This is a genomic window from Zunongwangia profunda SM-A87, assembly GCF_000023465.1.
GTDB classification, from domain to species: domain Bacteria; phylum Bacteroidota; class Bacteroidia; order Flavobacteriales; family Flavobacteriaceae; genus Zunongwangia; species Zunongwangia profunda.
In genome coordinates this window covers 2,782,564-2,799,339 of the sequence record NC_014041.1, presented here as the reverse complement: position 1 = coordinate 2,799,339, position 16,776 = coordinate 2,782,564, and the positions used below count along the sequence as shown (strand labels likewise).

Genomic DNA, 16,776 nt, shown 5'->3' with positions numbered 1-16,776 from the left:
GGGGCTTTTTTGATTTGATTTTTATCTCTATTTCGTGATTACTCAAGCAATGCTTTCATTTCAGCAGCTTTTTCGTTCTCACCAATCTGTGTGTAAATATTCATCGCCGTTTTAACAGCATCTTTATTGTCCGGATTTTTCTTTACGATAGCCTCTAAATAAGGAATGGCTTCTTTATAAATCTCTTTACGTTCTTCCGATAATTCTTCGTAACGCTCGTTATCTTTTTTACTCATTCCAAGTCCGTTCATCTCATCGATGATTTCACGTTCTTTACTCAAGATAACGGCAGCAATATTCATACGGGCATTATCCATATCAGGATCAATTTCCAATGCTTTTTTATAATATTCAACTGCTTTTTCCTGATCTCCAAGCTCTGCCGTACTTACCCCTAAATTATAATAAAGGTTGGCATCATTAGGGTTCTTCTTAACAAGCTCGTTCATAAGCTGGTTATATTTTGCTTTGTCTCCCATTTGATAATACATATTGGCTTCTGCCTGTAAAAGACCTAAATCATCTGGATTATTGGCTTTAGCATCGTCCATTGCAGAAATGGCTTTATCATTATTACCTTCCTGGATATGGATTAAAGCAATATTCTTAGCAATCTCCCCTCTTTTAGACGGCTGCTTTTCATCTTTTGGATCAGTGTACTGATCAGACTTTGCCATCATATCTCTTTGTTCTTTAGAACCAAAAGATTCAGTTTCTCCAGATTCACTGTTTACCGCTGTATAACTAATTGAAGATCCATCGTAGTTTAGATCCTTCAATTGCTCATAATACTTTAACGCAGCGTTATAATCCTGAGCGTTTAAAGAGTTTGCGGCCGCATAATAAAGATAGATTGTATCTTGTTTATTTAACTCATAACTCGCTACCAGTTTGTCTGCTGCACTCGTATAATTTTCGGTATTTTGATCATCGATAGCACTTTGAACCAGCTGATTTCTAAGAGCTGCTAATCCTTCCTGAGCTTCTTCGCTTCCCATCTCTACAGCCTTTTTATAGGCTTCTCCGGCAGTTTTAAAGTCATCAACAGAGGTTGATTTACCATCTCCTAAATAAGCCTTTGCTTTGTACAGGTAAAATCTTTCAGTCCATTTGTCATTAGCTTCAGAAAGTTTTCCTTCAGCAGTCGCCAATTCTGTTTTGGCCTGAGCGAAATTACCATCCTCGATAAGATCTTCAGCATTTTTAATTTCATCTTTTTGTGCTATTGCCGAGAGACCTATGAAAGACAATAGCGACAATGTCAAAATATTCTTTTTCATTGTTTTGGTTTATTAATTTAGTTTATTCTTCTGAGTCATCTTGAACAATATCTGTGCCATCTAAGGCTTCTCCTGCATTATCAGGGTTTTCTACATCTTCAATATCCTCTACTTCTATCTCGTCTTCCTCATGCAACACTTTGGCCACCGCGGCGATAGAATCTTTTCCCTTCAAATTAATTAATCGTACCCCCTGTGTGGCTCTTCCCATTACCCGCAGGTCACTTACTTCTAGCCGTATAGCAATACCGGATTTATTGATAATCATTAAATCATCATCATCTGTCACATTTTTAATCGCTACAAGGTTCCCTGTTTTCTCGGTAATAGAAATCGTTTTTACTCCTTTACCACCCCGGTTAGTAATACGGTAATCCTCTAAACTAGAGCGTTTTCCGTAACCGTTTTCAGAAACTACCAGAATATTAGACTCCATATCGTCTACAGAAATCATTCCTACTACTTCGTCATTATCATCTGCTAAAGTAATACCACGAACCCCTGAAGCATTTCTACCCATAGGTCTTGTCTTACCTTCTTCAAAACGAATAGCTTTACCACTTTTTACGGCTAACATTACCTGACTGTCACCGGTAGTAAGTTTCGCTTCCAGTAATTCGTCGTCTTCTTTAATGGTAATTGCATTAATACCATTAGTTCTTGGACGGGAATATTGTTCTAACGAAGTTTTTTTAACCTGACCTTTCTTAGTGGCCATGATCACAAAGTGATTGTTGACATATTCCTCATCTTTGAGGTCTTGTGTGCATATAAAGGCTTTAACCCGGTCGTCTTGCTCTATATTAATAAGGTTTTGGATCGCTCTTCCTTTAGATGATTTGCTACCTTCAGGAATTTCGTAAACCCTCATCCAGAAACATTTTCCTTTTTGAGTGAAGAATAGCATATACTGGTGATTGGTACCAGAGAATAAATATTCAAGGAAATCTTCATTTCGGGTATTTGATCCTTTTTGTCCTACTCCCCCTCTATTTTGTCTTTTGTATTCGTTTAGTGAGGTTCTTTTAATGTATCCCGCATGAGAAATAGTGATAATTACTCTCTCATCAGGAATCATATCTTCGATACTAAGATCGCCTCCTGCATATTCGATGGTAGAACGTCTACCGTCACCGTACTTTTCTTTTACTTCGAGCAATTCGTCCTTAATCACCTGCATTCTACGCTCTTTACGTGCCAAAATGTCTTTAAGGTCCTTAATGGTCTCTATTATTTCGTCGTATTCAGCTCTTAATTTATCCTGCTCCAGTCCTGTAAGTTGTCGTAATCGCATTTCTACGATAGCTCTAGCCTGTAGTTCGGATAGTTCAAACCTATCAATTAACTTTTGTCGGGCTTCTTCAGCATTATTGGAAGAACGGATAAGCGCGATTACTTCATCAATATTATCTGATGCAATGATTAATCCTTCCAGGATGTGCGCTCGGTCCTCAGCTTTCTTTAATTCGAATTCTGTTCGACGAACAACTACTTCATGCCTGTGCTCAACAAAATGATAGATAATATCTTTAAGATTCAGCATTTCAGGTCTTCCTTTTACCAGTGCAATATTATTTACACTAAAAGAAGATTGTAATGCCGTATGCTTAAACAGGGTATTTAAAACGATATTTGGGATAGCATCACGCTTTAATTGATAAACGATACGCATACCATGACGGTCTGATTCATCCCTAATAAGACTAATCCCTTCGATCTTTTTATCGTTAATAAGGTCTGCCGTCTTTTTTATCATATCAGCTTTATTAACCTGATATGGAATTTCAGTAACTATAATACACTCTTTGCCGTTTACCTCTTCTAAAGAGCTTTTGGCACGCATTACAACGCGCCCTCTTCCGGTCTTAAAAGCTTCACGAACGCCATCGTAACCATATATAATACCTCCTGTTGGAAAATCCGGTGCTTTGATGTGTTGCATTAACTCATCAATCTCAATATCATGGTCATCGATATAGGCTACTGTACCATCAATTACTTCGGATAAATTATGAGGTGCCATATTTGTCGCCATCCCCACTGCAATACCACTGGCTCCATTAACCAATAAGTTTGGGATTCGGGTTGGCATCACGACGGGCTCATTTAAAGAGTCGTCGAAGTTTAACTGAGTGTCTACCGTTTCTTTATCGATATCAGCAAGCATATCCTCACTGATTTTTCGCATTCTAGCCTCGGTATAACGCATTGCAGCTGGACTATCACCGTCAACAGATCCAAAGTTACCCTGTCCATCCACAAGCATATAGCGCATACTCCATTCCTGCGCCATCCTAACCATGGTGTCGTATACAGATGAGTCACCGTGTGGGTGATACTTACCTAATACCTCTCCTACAATTCTTGCTGACTTTTTATATGATCTATTAGAAAGTACACCTAATTCGTACATTCCATATAATACTCTACGATGCACCGGCTTAAGACCATCACGAACATCCGGTAACGCACGTGACACAATGACCGACATTGAATAATCAATGTAGGCCGATTTCATCTCTTCTTCAATGTTGATAGGAATAAGCTTTTCTCCTTCAGCCATATTACAAAATTGTTTAGTTCACAAATCTAACCGGCTAATTTACATATTTTATGTATGTATAATGGCACTTCAGAAAGAGTTTTCACAGTTTTTATTAACAAAATTTTATTGTGACAAAGTTGATAAGTTAACACTCCTATATTTTGATTTTTGGAAGTATTTTTGTCAATTAGCTATATATTCGGGCTTAGGTATAGTTTTTGACTTAATTCAGAATAAAAATTAACATAGTAGAGAAAGGAAAAAACATGGATGATAATTTTTCACCTAGGGTAAAGGATGTAATAGCGTATAGTAAAGAAGAGGCTTTAAGATTAGGTCATGACTTTATCGGTACGGAACATTTGATGCTTGGATTATTAAGAGACGGTGACGGGAAAGCCATAGACATCCTAAACGCTCTGGATATCGATTTAAGCCATTTAAGAAGAAAAGTAGAGATTTTAAGTCCTGCTAATCCAAATATGACAGCGGTTTCGAATGAGAAAAAGAACCTGCATTTAACAAGACAGGCGGAACGTGCCCTTAAGACCACGTTTTTGGAAGCTAAGTTATTTCAGAGTCCAAATATCAATACGGCGCACCTGTTATTGTGTATTTTAAGGAATGAAAACGATCCCACCACAAAATTGCTTAACAAGCTTAAGATTGATTATGATGGGGTAAAAGATCAATTTAAATTTATGATCGCAAACGACGATACAGATTATACTCAGGGTCCTTCAGCAGATTCATTTTCTGATGAAGATGGTACAGATGATGCCACTAAAGATAATCCTTTTAGTGGATCAGGTGCTACTGGTAGTGGCGCAGCCGCAGGTAAATCAAATAAGAAATCCAAAACGCCGGTTTTAGATAATTTCGGTCGTGATTTAACCGCAATGGCAGAAGCCGATAAACTTGATCCTGTAGTAGGCAGAGAAAAGGAAATCGAACGTGTGTCTCAAATTCTTAGTAGGCGTAAGAAAAACAACCCTTTATTAATAGGAGAACCGGGAGTTGGTAAATCTGCAATCGCAGAAGGTCTTGCTTTAAGGATCGTAAAACGCAAAGTTTCAAGAATTTTATTTGATAAACGTGTTGTTACCTTAGATTTGGCAAGTTTAGTGGCCGGTACAAAATATCGTGGGCAATTTGAAGAGCGCATGAAGGCGGTGATGAACGAGCTTGAAAAGAATGATGATATTATTCTTTTTATTGATGAAATTCATACTATTGTAGGTGCAGGTGGTGCTACCGGAAGTTTAGATGCCAGTAACATGTTTAAGCCTGCATTGGCGCGGGGTGAAATTCAATGTATTGGTGCTACAACTTTAGATGAATATCGCCAGTATATCGAAAAAGATGGAGCTTTAGAGCGACGTTTTCAAAAGGTTATTGTCGAGCCGACTTCAGTTGAAGAAACCATCGAGATCCTTAATAATATTAAAGATAAGTACGAAGATCATCATAACGTGGAATATACTCCTGAGGCTATCGAAGCTTGTGTGAAGTTAACTAATCGTTATATGACCGATCGATTCCTTCCTGATAAGGCTATTGATGCGTTAGATGAAGCCGGATCCCGTGTACATATTACCAATATTGATGTTCCTAAGCAAATTCTTGATCTGGAGCGTAAATTAGAAGAAGTTCGCGAGAAAAAAAATACGGTCGTTAAAAAGCAGAAATACGAAGAAGCTGCTAAATTAAGGGATGATGAAAAAAATCTTGAAAAAGAATTAGCAATCGCTCAGGAACGTTGGGAAGAAGAATCAAAAAAACATAAAGAAATCGTAAGCGAAGATAGCGTTGCTGATGTTGTTTCTATGATGACTGGCGTTCCGGTAAATCGTATAGCCCAGACTGAATCGAATAAACTGGTAGAACTTCCTAATAAGATAAAAGGAAAAGTTATTGGCCAGGATGATGCCGTAGCCAAGGTGGTAAAAGCCATTCAGCGTAACCGTGCAGGATTAAAAGATCCCAATAAACCAATTGGTTCTTTTATTTTCTTAGGTCAAACCGGTGTAGGTAAAACGCAATTGGCTAAAGTACTGGCTCGTCAGCTTTTTGATAATGAGGATACATTAATAAGAATCGATATGAGCGAGTATATGGAAAAATTCGCTGTATCCAGATTAATTGGTGCACCTCCGGGGTATGTAGGCTATGAAGAAGGTGGCCAGCTTACCGAAAAAGTAAGAAGAAAGCCTTACGCTGTTATTCTCTTAGACGAGGTAGAGAAAGCACATCCAGATGTTTTCAATATGCTGTTACAGGTATTAGATGACGGATATTTAACCGATAGTCTTGGTCGCAAAATCGACTTTAGGAATACGATTATTATCATGACTTCTAATATTGGAGCTAGAAAACTTAAGGACTTTGGTCAGGGTATTGGTTTTGGTACACAATCCCAAAGAGCACAGGCCGATGAAAATACTCGAGGAGTCATTCAAAATGCCCTTAAAAAAGCATTCGCTCCAGAGTTCCTGAATCGGATTGACGATGTAATAGTGTTCAACGCTTTAGAAAGAGAAGATATTCATAAAATCATTGATATCGAACTTTCTAAATTATATGGCCGAATTGGTGGTCTTGGATATCATTTAGAATTAAGTGATAAAGCCAAGGATTTCATTGCTGAAAAAGGTTTTGATAAACAATACGGAGCTAGACCTTTAAACCGTGCTATTCAGAAATATATTGAAGATGCGCTGGCGGAAGAGATCATTAATTCTAAGATCGCTGAAGGTGATAAGATTGAAATGGATTATAAGAAAGGTGAAGACGAATTGGTTATAAAAGTTAAAAAAGGAAAAAATACCGAAGAAGAATCTGAATCCAAAAAATAATTTTCATCATTATATTTTTTTTAAAGCCTCACAATTTTGTGGGGCTTTACTTATTTTTACTGCTCCCAAAAAGTAATTATCCCCAAATATGAATCTTATAAAGTTTAAAGATTTTCAATTAATCTTCACCCCCTCATATATTCAAATGGAAATTTTTCATGAAGGTCATTTCGGTGTAAAAGATTATGAAGAATGCCTTCAGATGAAATTAGAGGCTTATGGTGAAAAAAAAAAAAATCGGAATCCTTGTTAAAAGAATAAACCCTGAGGATAAATATTCCTTCGATCCAATGTTACTAATCTCTGGAAAAAAATCTATTGAAGCACATGCAAACTGGGTTATTTTGGTTTCAGATCGCTATGTTGATGCCTTAAATCTTAAGTTTGTAAAGATTTTAACCAGCTTATATTGTCTGCATTTTTTAGAATACAATGAAGCACTACAAATTATTAATTCAGGTAGTCTTCCCGGATAATAAATCCTTCTAAAAATATTTTTGATTGCTGAATTAATGGCGCCATCATCACATCTTCTGTAACAATCGGCACCTTTTTTCTAAAATCAGATAACACATGCTCTATTTTTTCTGAAGATTTTGCCGGTGATCTAAAATGTAAGGCCTGGGACGAATTAAACAATTCGATTGCTAAAACCGAATCCACGTTCTCCATCACTCTGATTAATTTTGTGGCGGCATTAGCCCCCATACTCACATGGTCTTCCTGCCCATTTGAAGAAACAATAGAGTCCACAGATGCCGGCATACATAATTGTTTATTCTGGCTTACAATACTCGCGGCAGTATATTGCGGAATCATAAATCCGCTATTCAAGCCTGGATTTTCTACCAAAAAGTTAGGTAATCCTCGCAATCCTGATACTAATTGATAGGTCCTTCTTTCCGAAATATTAGCCAACTCGGCCATAGCTATGGCTAAATAATCCATCGCCAAAGCTAACGGCTGACCATGAAAATTTCCACCGGAAATTATTTTATCGGCTTTGACAAAAATATTTGGATTATCGGTAACCGAATTGATCTCGGTTTTTACTGTTTTGTGTACAAATGCCAATGTATCTTTGGTGGCTCCATGAACCTGAGGAACACATCTAAACGAATAAGGATCCTGCACATTTTCTTTTTCTTGTTGCGCTAACTCGCTTCCTTCTAAAAACTGTCTAATTCGCTCCGCCGTTTTTATCTGTCCGCGATGTGGTCTTACCAGATGTACCAGTTCATCAAAAGGAGATAAATTACAATCAAATGCATCCATAGAAACCGCACTTACAAAATCTGCACAATATGATAATTTATAGGCTTTAATTAAGCCATGTACGGCATGAGCACTCATAAACTGCGTACCGTTTAGAAGCGCTAACCCTTCTTTTGATTGTAATTTTACGGGCTTCCAGTTCTTTTTTTCCAATATTGAGGCTCCAGAGATTATTTCATTATTATAATATACTTCCCCTTCGCCTATTAGCGGTAATGCCAGGTGTGCTAATGGAGCTAAATCTCCAGAAGCGCCTAAAGATCCCTGTTCATAGACGACCGGTAAAATATCTTCATTAAAAAAATCAATTAGGCGTTCAGTAGTTTCTAAAGCAACTCCCGAATTTCCATAGCTCAACGACTGTATTTTCAGTAAGAGCATAAGGCGTATAATAGGCTTGCTCACTCTTTCACCCGTACCACAGGCATGGGATTTTACAAGATTCTCCTGTAAAATGGTTAATTTTTCTGAAGTAATTTTCACATTACATAATGCACCAAAACCAGTATTAATACCGTAAATGGGTACATCACTTTCTTTTATTTTTTGGTCTAAATATTTCCGGGATTTTGTGATATTTAAACGAGCTTCCTCACTTAAAGCCAGTTTCATATTATTATCAATAATATCCCTGATAATATCTAAATCTAAAATTGCCGAGGTGATATAATGTATAGGTTCCATTACTCCGTTTTAAAATTTTCGAAATCGATTTCTAAAAACAACACAGCAAAAATCCAATTTCAAAAAATAGTATCCAAATTATTACAATTTTATTATCAATACCTTAAAATTGCAGATTTTTGAGATCTTTCTCAATTAGAAACGCGAGCTTGTATCCACAATTTCAAAATAGAAGACCTATATTTAAAATAAGAATTTCGCCGATCCTTTAATCTGCAAATAAAGACTGAAAAGCTGCCCCCATATTTTCCGCAATATCTCCTGAAATTAATGCTTGATAAGATCGATTTTCGGCAACGATATCCCCAGATAAACCATGCAAATATACCCCAAGAATCGCAGCGGCCAAAGGTTGGTATTGTTGCGAAATCAATCCGCTTATAATTCCGGATAATACATCCCCGCTGCCCGCAGTGGCCATACCCGGGTTACCCGAATTATTTATATAAATATTCCCTTCACCAAAAATAAAGGTATGTGATCCTTTTAAAACCAAAATAACATCGTGATTTCGGGTAAATTCCTCTACTTTTTTCAACTTATCAAAATCATCTTTCCAATCTCCAATTAAACGCTGTAATTCTTTTGGGTGCGGTGTCAAAACAGATTGTTTGGGTAGAAATTTTAATAATTCTTTATGTTCAGAAATCATATTTAAGCCATCGGCATCAATGAGCATTGGATTTTTGGTTTGCTCCAGTAATTGTTTAAAAGCTTCAAGCGTTTCCGGATCTTTTCCTGCTCCCATTCCAAAACAAATAACTGAAGGATCCATACCGTGATCGATATGGGTTAATTTTTCATCGTTTTTATCTACAATTACCATGGCTTCAGGCAGTGCGGTTTGTAAAATGGTATAACCACATTTAGGTATAAAAGTGCTCACCAGCCCAGCACCTGTTCGTAAAGCTGCTTTTGACGATAAAAGTACACTACCTATTTTCCCGTAACTACCGCCCACTACCAGCGTGTGACCATAATTTCCCTTGTGGGAATTCGATTTTCTGGGTTGATAAAGTAAACGCGCTTCAGGTTTACTGATCAGTTCGGCCTGCCCTTTTTCCGAAGATAGAAACTCGCGGTCCAGACCTATATCGAGTATTTGAAGATCTCCTACAAAATCCATGGTTTGCGGTAAAAAGAACACCAATTTCGGAGTTTGAAAACTAATGGTGAAATTTGCAGAAATAACACGATCTTCTTCACCGGGGATACGATCTGAAAATAATCCCGAAGGCATATCGATGGATAAAATAAAAGCATTCGAATAATTGATATGATCTACAAGTTTCGCTATCCAACCCTCTAAAGGTCGGTTTAAACCAATACCAAAAATGGCATCGATCACAAATTCATTTTGATCGATTTCTGGAAAATCACTGGCCGATTTAATATATTCCGGCCAATCATTTGTAGTTTCTTTTAGTCGGTCATAATTAATCAAAAAATCATCAGATCGATTATCGGTATAATTCACCACAAAAACCTTGACATTATAGCCTTTTTCAATCAATTGACGGGCAATTACCAATCCGTCCCCACCATTATTACCCACACCACAAAATATTTTAATGGCAATATCTGAATTTTGCAGGCGTTTATGTATCTCAGCAGAAACATGGCTTGCCGCCCGCTCCATTAATTGTGTTGAAGTAATATTTTGATTTTTGATGCTAAGCTCATCTGCTTTCTTTAATTGCGCTGCAGAAAAAATCTTCATAAATCCTCGGTTTTTATGGTTTTATTCAAATATACGGTATACGCAAAGCTTAGGCGAAGCTTTGACATTTCCTTCACAATTTTAGGGAAACTATGGGCAGTTCAGGCTTAATTCTATAAATTTGCGCAAACTAAATAATCAAAATGAAAGAAGTAGCATTAGCGAATAAACATAAAGAGTTGGGAGCCAAAATGGTTCCTTTTGCGGGTTATAATATGCCGGTTTCTTACGAGGGTGTAAATGCAGAGCATCATAATGTTCGTGAAAAACTTGGTGTTTTTGATGTTTCTCACATGGGAGAATTTTTAGTAACGGGAGAAAACGCCTTAGCGCTCATACAGTTAATTTCTTCTAACGATGCTTCCAAGCTAGTGGATGGGCAGGCACAATATACCTGTATGCCAAATGAAAAGGGCGGTATTGTAGACGATATGATTATCTATAGGATGAATGCTGAAAAGTATTTGTTAGTAGTCAATGCGGCCAATATAGAAAAAGACTGGAACTGGATTAGCAAACATAATACGATGGATGCTAATTTAACCGATCTTAGCGAAGAGCTGTCTCTTCTAGCCATACAGGGACCAAAAGCTGCCGAGGCTATGCAATCACTTACGGATGTTGATCTTAGCGCAATGAAATTCTACACTTTTGAAATCGGAACTTTTGCCGGTATGGAAAAGGTGATTATTTCGGCAACCGGATATACCGGTAGTGGCGGCTTCGAGATTTATTTTAAAAATGAATGTGCTCAAGAAATTTGGGACAAAGTGATGGAAGCCGGTAAGGACTATGGTATTCAGCCAATTGGTCTTGCCGCTCGAGATACGCTACGTTTAGAAATGGGGTTTTGTCTTTACGGAAATGATATTGATGATACCACATCGCCTATCGAAGCCAAATTAGGATGGATCACTAAATTCACAAAAGATTTTATCAACGCTGAAGCTTTAAAACAAGAAAAAGAAGAAGGCCCTAAACGTAAACTTGTTGCATTTGAACTTGATGAGCGCGGTATTCCAAGACAAGGATATGATATCGTAAATGACGAAGGAGAAGTTATAGGAAATGTTACATCGGGTACCATGTCACCTTCATTAGAGAAAGGAATTGGCTTAGGATATGTAAAATCGGAATATACAGGTTTTGGAAAGAAAATCAATATTCAGATCCGTAAAAAAGCTGTTTCTGCCACTCAGGTGAAATTGCCCTTTTATAAAGGATAAATTATTTGGAACGTATATTAATATTAGGAGCTAGCGGCTTTATTGGCAATGCCATCTATAAAGAGCTATGCTCCTATTTTGATACGCACGGTACCTACTGTACAGACAGTCGCGCATTAGAAAAAAACCACCAGTTCCATCAATATGATATGGAGACCGATAGCTTGGATCTTTTGCTCTACAATTTAAAACCGAGCATTATCATATCTGCGGTGCGAGGAAGTTTCGAAGCACAAATAGCACTGCATTATTCGGTAATAAGCTATATTTTAACGCATCCCTGCAAACTTATCTTTTTAAGTTCTGCAAACGTTTTTGATGCGTTTACCAACTATCCAAGCTACGAGTATGATAAAACATTATCACAAAGTATCTACGGCCGATTTAAAATTAAAATAGAGAACGCTCTTTTAAGACTTCCTAATGATAAATACAATATTTTAAGATTACCCATGGTTTTTGGCCAGGGTTCTCCCAGACTAAATGAGATTAAAACACTAATCGATTTGGGCGAAGCTATAGAGGTATTCCCTAATGTGGTGATTAATGTTACTGAAATTAGTAAAATAACCCAGCAGATTCATTATATCGTAAATCGAAAGTTACAAGGTGTTTTTCATTTAGGAAGTTCAGATTTGGTGCATCAAAAAGATTTTGTTGAAGATATTTGTGAGATTTTGGGATATGAAAATCCGCTTTTTAAAAACGTATATGATAGCAATAACGATCGCTATTTAGCCGTTTTACCCAAAGATAACTTACTACCCACTAATCTCCAGATAAGCGTACAGGAAGTTGTTGAAGCCAGCCTTAAAAAATAGGTTAATCTTATATTAAAGCACTTCTGTTTATATTATTTCCAGTAAAGTATTCCTAAATTGAATTATAGAAAAAATTGTTTCAATTATGGAAAAACTAACCGAAGAACAAATCAGCAAAAAACTAGAAAGTCTTGAAGGATGGACATATGCAAAAGAAGCTATCCACACGTCTTTTAAATTCGAAAACTTTAAAGATGCTTTTACGGTAATGACCCGAATCGCTTTTGAAGCCGAAGCCATGCAACATCATCCTAACTGGGCAAATTCTTTCAACGAATTAGAAATTTCTTTATCCACGCATGATGCAGGCGGAGTCACTGATAAAGACTTTAAAATGGCCAAAGCTATAGAAGATATTGTTGAAGCCAAATAAGGCCGGAATCAGTATAAAAATTCAATATTCCAGAAAGCTCCTAATTTGAAATCATTTTAGGAGCTTTTTTTATATTTTTGCCCGGATTTCATTTTTATTATCATGGGAAGAGCATTTGAATTTAGAAAAGCACGTAAGATGAAGCGTTGGTCTGCAATGGCCAAAGCCTTTACTCGTATAGGAAAAGACATTGTAATGGCCGTTAAAGAAGGTGGACCAGATCCAGACGCTAACTCTAAGCTTAGAGCGGTGATCCAGAACGCCAAGAGTGTTAACATGCCAAAAGACAATATCGAACGTGCGATTAAAAGAGCTTCAGATAAAAGTCAGGGTGATTATAAAATTGTCCTTTTTGAAGGATACGCGCCACACGGTATCGCTGTTTTAGTTGAAACCGCTACCGATAATAACAACCGTACCGTAGCCAATGTACGATCCTACTTCAATAAATGTGACGGAAACTTAGGAACTTCGGGGTCTGTAGAGTTTATGTTCGATCATACCTGTAACTTCAGGATTAATGCAAAAGGCTTAGACGTGGAAGAATTAGAACTTGAATTTATTGATTATGGAGCTGAAGAAGTTTTTGAAGATGAAGACGGAATTCACATCTACGCTCCTTTTGAGTATTTTGGAAGCATCCAAAAAGAACTGGAAAGTAAAAATATTGAAATTATTTCTTCTGGATTCGAAAGAATACCTCAGGTTACCAAACAGCTTACTCCAGAACAGTCTGCCGATGTAGAAAAATTACTGGAAAAATTAGAAGAAGATGATGATGTACAAAATGTATATCATACGATGGAAGAATCTTCTTCAGAAGAATAAATTAGTGTAAATTACTTAATGGCGATGAGGCCTTTAGTAGTAATTATTTCCTTCCAGGGTCCCATCCGGAAGCTATAGGAGTATTTAATCTTTGATCGTTTTAATTGGATTCGATAAGGAATTTAAAAAAGTCTTGTTATTCAATAAGTAACAAGACTTTTTTTAGTTTATGGCTTTATTTCTTTTTTTTCCGCTTTAAACATCAAATAATGATCCAGCGAATATTTTCCTGCCCCGGTATAAAACAATAAAACATAAGAAAGTAAATACATAAAAGGCAATTCTTGCCTTTCCAGACCATCTGGCGCATGTACAATAATAGCAGCTACGGCCATAGTCACGATAAGTGGAATTGTTGCAATTCGGGTTCCAATACCTAAAATAAGCATTATAGAACAAACAAATTCAGCTAAAACAGCAACAGCTAGCGTCATGGTTTGTCCAACACCCAAAGGATCTGCAAATTGTATCTCTTCAGAAGAAAAAAAGTTTATCAATTTGGGAACGCCATGAAACAGCATTAGGATCGAAATCCCGATTCTAAAAATCAATAGAATAAAATCTAACTTGGGTAGGTTTAAACTGGTAGTATACGTATTTTTCATTAAAATGATAAAATTTGGTGGTTGAATTTATACAAGATAGGCAATTTTAAAAATTAATATTTAGTTTTATAATAAATACCAAAGCAGGGAGGAAACCCCAAGACCTACAAGAGAGATAATGGTAGTCATCACCGTCCAGCTTTTAAATGTTTGTTTTTCGTTTAGGCCAATATATTGCCCTACCAGCCAAAATCCGCTATCATTTACATGAGATAGGATCAAAGCGCCAGAGGCTACTGCGATTACTATTAAACTAATTTGGCTTTCAGCATAATTCGCTCCTTCTAAAAGCGGTGCGGTAATTCCGGCAGCGGTAATCATAGCTACTGTTGAAGATCCCTGTAATACCCTGATTAATGCCGCCACTATAAACCCAAACAGCAGCGGATTTATAAAGCTTTCATTCAAATTATTTGTAATCATTTCTCCTGCTCCGGTATTGATAAGGATTTGTTTAAAAGCACCCCCCGCACCAGTAAGTAAAATAATAATCCCGGCAGATTCAAAACTCTTTGCGGCTATTTTTAATAATTTGTCTTTGGTGACTCCGCGCTTTACTCCTAAGAAATACCAGGCTAAAAGGTTAGCAATAATCAAGGCGGTAAATGGATGACCTAATAAATTGACCATGTAATTTATCCAATTTGGGAAATCAGAAGCGTCTACCAAAGGACTGGCCATCAGTGTATTTAAAACAATCAAAAAAATAGGAACAAAAATGATGGCAGTGATCATTTTAGCAGAGGGCATCTGATCTTCCGGTGCTGAATCTTCGGTAAAACTTTTGGGCGCTACATACAGGCTTTTCGTTAATAATCTTGCAAAAAGCGGTCCGCTTAAAATAGCCGCAGGAATTCCGGCAGCAAAACCAAATAAAATTACCCATCCTAAATCGGCTCCTAAAATATCGGCTACCGCAATGGGCCCCGGGGTGGGCGGAATAAAACAATGGGTAATTGCCAGTCCGGCTAAAAGCGGGATAGCATAAAGGATTAACGACTTTCCGGTTTTCTTACTTAAGGCATAAGTAATGGGTACTAAAATGATAAAAGCGACATCAAAAAATACAGGTATGGCAACTATAAAACCGGTAATCATCATAGCCCAGGGAGCATTTTTTTCTCCGGTTTTCTTAAGAATAAAAGAAGCCAGGGCTTTTGCTCCTCCGGATTGTTCTAAAATCCCGCCAAATAAAGCTCCTAATCCCACTACGGTTGCCACAAATCCCAACGTGCTGCCCATGCCCTCTTTCATGGTTTCCATAATATCACCTGCAGGCATTCCGGCAAGTATTCCAACGAAAATACATACGATCAGCAGGGCTAAAAATGCCTGAATTTTAAGTTTCAGTATTAAAAATAGTAATAAAGCTATTCCCAGGCCAACCGCCAATAGTAATTGTATTTCCATCTAAGAGGGATTTATTTTTGCCAATACCTCATGAACCATTTCTGGTATACCCTGATTAGCATTTACCTTAATCGCATCTTTTGGTTCTTCCAGAATATCAAATTGAGATTTCAGCAACTCTGCTTTAAAATAATGTCCTTTTCTGGCTTTCATTCGCTTATACACCAAATCATATTCCGCATGTAAGTACACAAAAACCACCTGCTTTTTCAAACCTTCCGTTAGCGTTTCCCTATAGCATTCTTTCAACGCAGAACAAGCTAACACCGCACCTTTTTCAGTACTCCAGGCTTCAATATTTTTGGCTAAAATTTGTAACCACCCTTTACGGTCTTCATCATTTAGCGCCATTCCTTTGCTCATTTTTTCGACATTAGCATCAGGATGATAATCGTCGGCATCGTAAAATGGAATTTCTAATTTATCGGCCAGGCTTTTCCCTATAGTTGTTTTTCCTATTCCAGAAACGCCCATCACTACGTAAACTTTCATTCAGGTAATTTATTGGTTTTTATTTAAAACTTGTATTGCTCTTTAATATGTGATATCCAGGATTTCCAGAATTCGGGTTTCGGTACCCAGTTTAAATTCCGCTTTTTCTCCAACTTTTAATCCGGTAACCGCCTTTGCTATTGGAGCTACAAATGCGATTTTCTGTTGCTTTACATTCGCTTCATCTACGCCTACAATCTGAAATTGCTGAATACTGTTTGCGGTATGATTTTTTAATTTCACATGTGCTCCAAAACGAACTTCATCATCGGGTTGTTGGTTTGGGTGGATTATTCTGGCAGATGCCCGTCTCTCAGCTAACAATTTCAATTTCCCATCAATCACTGCTTTTGCTCTTCGACTTTCTGTTTCGTTCTCGCTGGTTGTATTTGCCCTTTCACTTTCCAAATCCCGTTGTTCTTTTTCTAAGGCCTCATAACCAAACGGAGTGACGTAGTTTGTTACCCCATTTGGCAATGCAGCTCTTGGCGGTATTACCGGTGCTTCTTCCTGATCTTCTTCTTTTACAAATCCTCTGCTCATATCCTATTTTTCGAAGTATAGAATATACAAAAAATTATAAGATTCTAGATAAAGCACCGATGTTTTTAAATCCTTTTTAAAAAAGAAGTTTAATTTTGCTAAGTCGATAGAACTATTTT

Annotated in this window: 14 protein-coding genes; 6 read left to right on the top strand and 8 right to left on the bottom strand. The window is 37.2% G+C overall.

Annotation, left to right across the window (positions count from 1 at the left end):
- Positions 1–38 precede the first annotated feature (38 nt).
- Positions 39–1,280, bottom strand: a complete 1,242-nt coding sequence (locus ZPR_RS12310) for a tetratricopeptide repeat protein (protein WP_013072014.1) — start codon at positions 1,278–1,280, stop codon at positions 39–41.
- 22 nt (positions 1,281–1,302) lie between these two features.
- The gene (gyrA, locus tag ZPR_RS12305; RefSeq protein WP_013072013.1) at positions 1,303–3,843 is read right to left on the bottom strand and encodes a DNA gyrase subunit A; all 2,541 of its coding nucleotides are present in this window, start codon (positions 3,841–3,843) and stop codon (positions 1,303–1,305) included.
- Positions 3,844–4,091: 248 nt separating this feature from the next.
- On the opposite strand from gyrA, the gene ZPR_RS12300 reads away from it, so the two are divergent.
- Both ZPR_RS12300 and ZPR_RS12295 read left to right on the top strand, forming a co-directional pair.
- Positions 4,092–6,680, top strand: a complete 2,589-nt coding sequence (locus ZPR_RS12300) for an ATP-dependent Clp protease ATP-binding subunit (RefSeq protein ID WP_013072012.1) — start codon at positions 4,092–4,094, stop codon at positions 6,678–6,680.
- 218 nt (positions 6,681–6,898) lie between these two features.
- Positions 6,899–7,156 (top strand): hypothetical protein, encoded by a 258-nt coding sequence (locus ZPR_RS12295; RefSeq protein WP_041578890.1) that lies wholly within the window; start codon positions 6,899–6,901, stop codon positions 7,154–7,156.
- Here the strand turns inward: ZPR_RS12295 and hutH are convergent.
- The gene (hutH, locus tag ZPR_RS12290; protein WP_013072010.1) at positions 7,131–8,639 is read right to left on the bottom strand and encodes a histidine ammonia-lyase; all 1,509 of its coding nucleotides are present in this window, start codon (positions 8,637–8,639) and stop codon (positions 7,131–7,133) included. The genes ZPR_RS12295 and hutH overlap by 26 nt on opposite strands.
- Before the next feature lie 208 nt (positions 8,640–8,847).
- Complete coding sequence (locus ZPR_RS12285) at positions 8,848–10,359, bottom strand: NAD(P)H-hydrate dehydratase (protein WP_013072009.1); 1,512 nt, start codon at positions 10,357–10,359, stop codon at positions 8,848–8,850.
- 143 nt (positions 10,360–10,502) lie between these two features.
- Here ZPR_RS12285 and gcvT point away from each other — a divergent pair, with 143 nt between their 5' ends.
- The 4 genes from gcvT (at position 10,503) to ZPR_RS12265 (ending at position 13,607) form a co-directional block, all read left to right on the top strand.
- Complete coding sequence (gcvT, locus tag ZPR_RS12280) at positions 10,503–11,585, top strand: glycine cleavage system aminomethyltransferase GcvT (RefSeq protein WP_013072008.1); 1,083 nt, start codon at positions 10,503–10,505, stop codon at positions 11,583–11,585.
- A gap of 5 nt (positions 11,586–11,590) precedes the next feature.
- Positions 11,591–12,406: a sugar nucleotide-binding protein gene (locus ZPR_RS12275; RefSeq protein ID WP_013072007.1), complete on the top strand. Its 816-nt coding sequence runs from the start codon at positions 11,591–11,593 to the stop codon at positions 12,404–12,406.
- A gap of 85 nt (positions 12,407–12,491) precedes the next feature.
- A complete protein-coding gene (locus ZPR_RS12270; RefSeq protein ID WP_013072006.1) occupies positions 12,492–12,779 on the top strand; it encodes a 4a-hydroxytetrahydrobiopterin dehydratase in 288 nt (95 codons plus the stop codon).
- Between the two features lie 102 nt (positions 12,780–12,881).
- The gene (locus tag ZPR_RS12265; protein WP_013072005.1) at positions 12,882–13,607 is read left to right on the top strand and encodes a YebC/PmpR family DNA-binding transcriptional regulator; all 726 of its coding nucleotides are present in this window, start codon (positions 12,882–12,884) and stop codon (positions 13,605–13,607) included.
- 167 nt (positions 13,608–13,774) lie between these two features.
- On the opposite strand, the gene ZPR_RS12260 is transcribed toward ZPR_RS12265, so the two are convergent.
- The 4 genes from ZPR_RS12260 to ZPR_RS12245 all read right to left on the bottom strand — a co-directional run bounded on the left by ZPR_RS12260 (position 13,775) and on the right by ZPR_RS12245 (position 16,657).
- Positions 13,775–14,212: a DoxX family protein gene (locus tag ZPR_RS12260; protein WP_013072004.1), complete on the bottom strand. Its 438-nt coding sequence runs from the start codon at positions 14,210–14,212 to the stop codon at positions 13,775–13,777.
- 66 nt (positions 14,213–14,278) lie between these two features.
- Positions 14,279–15,622, bottom strand: a complete 1,344-nt coding sequence (locus ZPR_RS12255) for a GntP family permease (protein ID WP_013072003.1) — start codon at positions 15,620–15,622, stop codon at positions 14,279–14,281.
- Positions 15,623–16,114 (bottom strand): gluconokinase, encoded by a 492-nt coding sequence (locus tag ZPR_RS12250; protein WP_013072002.1) that lies wholly within the window; start codon positions 16,112–16,114, stop codon positions 15,623–15,625.
- Positions 16,115–16,156: 42 nt separating this feature from the next.
- A complete protein-coding gene (locus ZPR_RS12245; protein WP_013072001.1) occupies positions 16,157–16,657 on the bottom strand; it encodes a GreA/GreB family elongation factor in 501 nt (166 codons plus the stop codon).
- Between the last annotated feature and the right edge of the window lie 119 nt (positions 16,658–16,776).

Excerpts from the sequence above, each read along its gene's own strand:
- ZPR_RS12310 (WP_013072014.1), bottom strand. The coding sequence starts at position 1,280 with ATGAAAAAGAATATTTTGACATTGTCGCTATTGTCTTTCATAGGTCTC.
- gyrA (WP_013072013.1), bottom strand. The coding sequence starts at position 3,843 with ATGGCTGAAGGAGAAAAGCTTATTCCTATCAACATTGAAGAAGAGATG.
- ZPR_RS12300 (WP_013072012.1), top strand. The coding sequence starts at position 4,092 with ATGGATGATAATTTTTCACCTAGGGTAAAGGATGTAATAGCGTATAGT.
- ZPR_RS12295 (WP_041578890.1), top strand. The coding sequence starts at position 6,899 with ATGGTGAAAAAAAAAAAAATCGGAATCCTTGTTAAAAGAATAAACCCT.
- hutH (WP_013072010.1), bottom strand. The coding sequence starts at position 8,639 with ATGGAACCTATACATTATATCACCTCGGCAATTTTAGATTTAGATATT.
- ZPR_RS12285 (WP_013072009.1), bottom strand. The coding sequence starts at position 10,359 with ATGAAGATTTTTTCTGCAGCGCAATTAAAGAAAGCAGATGAGCTTAGC.
- gcvT (WP_013072008.1), top strand. The coding sequence starts at position 10,503 with ATGAAAGAAGTAGCATTAGCGAATAAACATAAAGAGTTGGGAGCCAAA.
- ZPR_RS12270 (WP_013072006.1), top strand. The coding sequence starts at position 12,492 with ATGGAAAAACTAACCGAAGAACAAATCAGCAAAAAACTAGAAAGTCTT.
- ZPR_RS12265 (WP_013072005.1), top strand. The coding sequence starts at position 12,882 with ATGGGAAGAGCATTTGAATTTAGAAAAGCACGTAAGATGAAGCGTTGG.
- ZPR_RS12260 (WP_013072004.1), bottom strand. The coding sequence starts at position 14,212 with ATGAAAAATACGTATACTACCAGTTTAAACCTACCCAAGTTAGATTTT.
- ZPR_RS12255 (WP_013072003.1), bottom strand. The coding sequence starts at position 15,622 with ATGGAAATACAATTACTATTGGCGGTTGGCCTGGGAATAGCTTTATTA.
- ZPR_RS12250 (WP_013072002.1), bottom strand. The coding sequence starts at position 16,114 with ATGAAAGTTTACGTAGTGATGGGCGTTTCTGGAATAGGAAAAACAACT.
- ZPR_RS12245 (WP_013072001.1), bottom strand. The coding sequence starts at position 16,657 with ATGAGCAGAGGATTTGTAAAAGAAGAAGATCAGGAAGAAGCACCGGTA.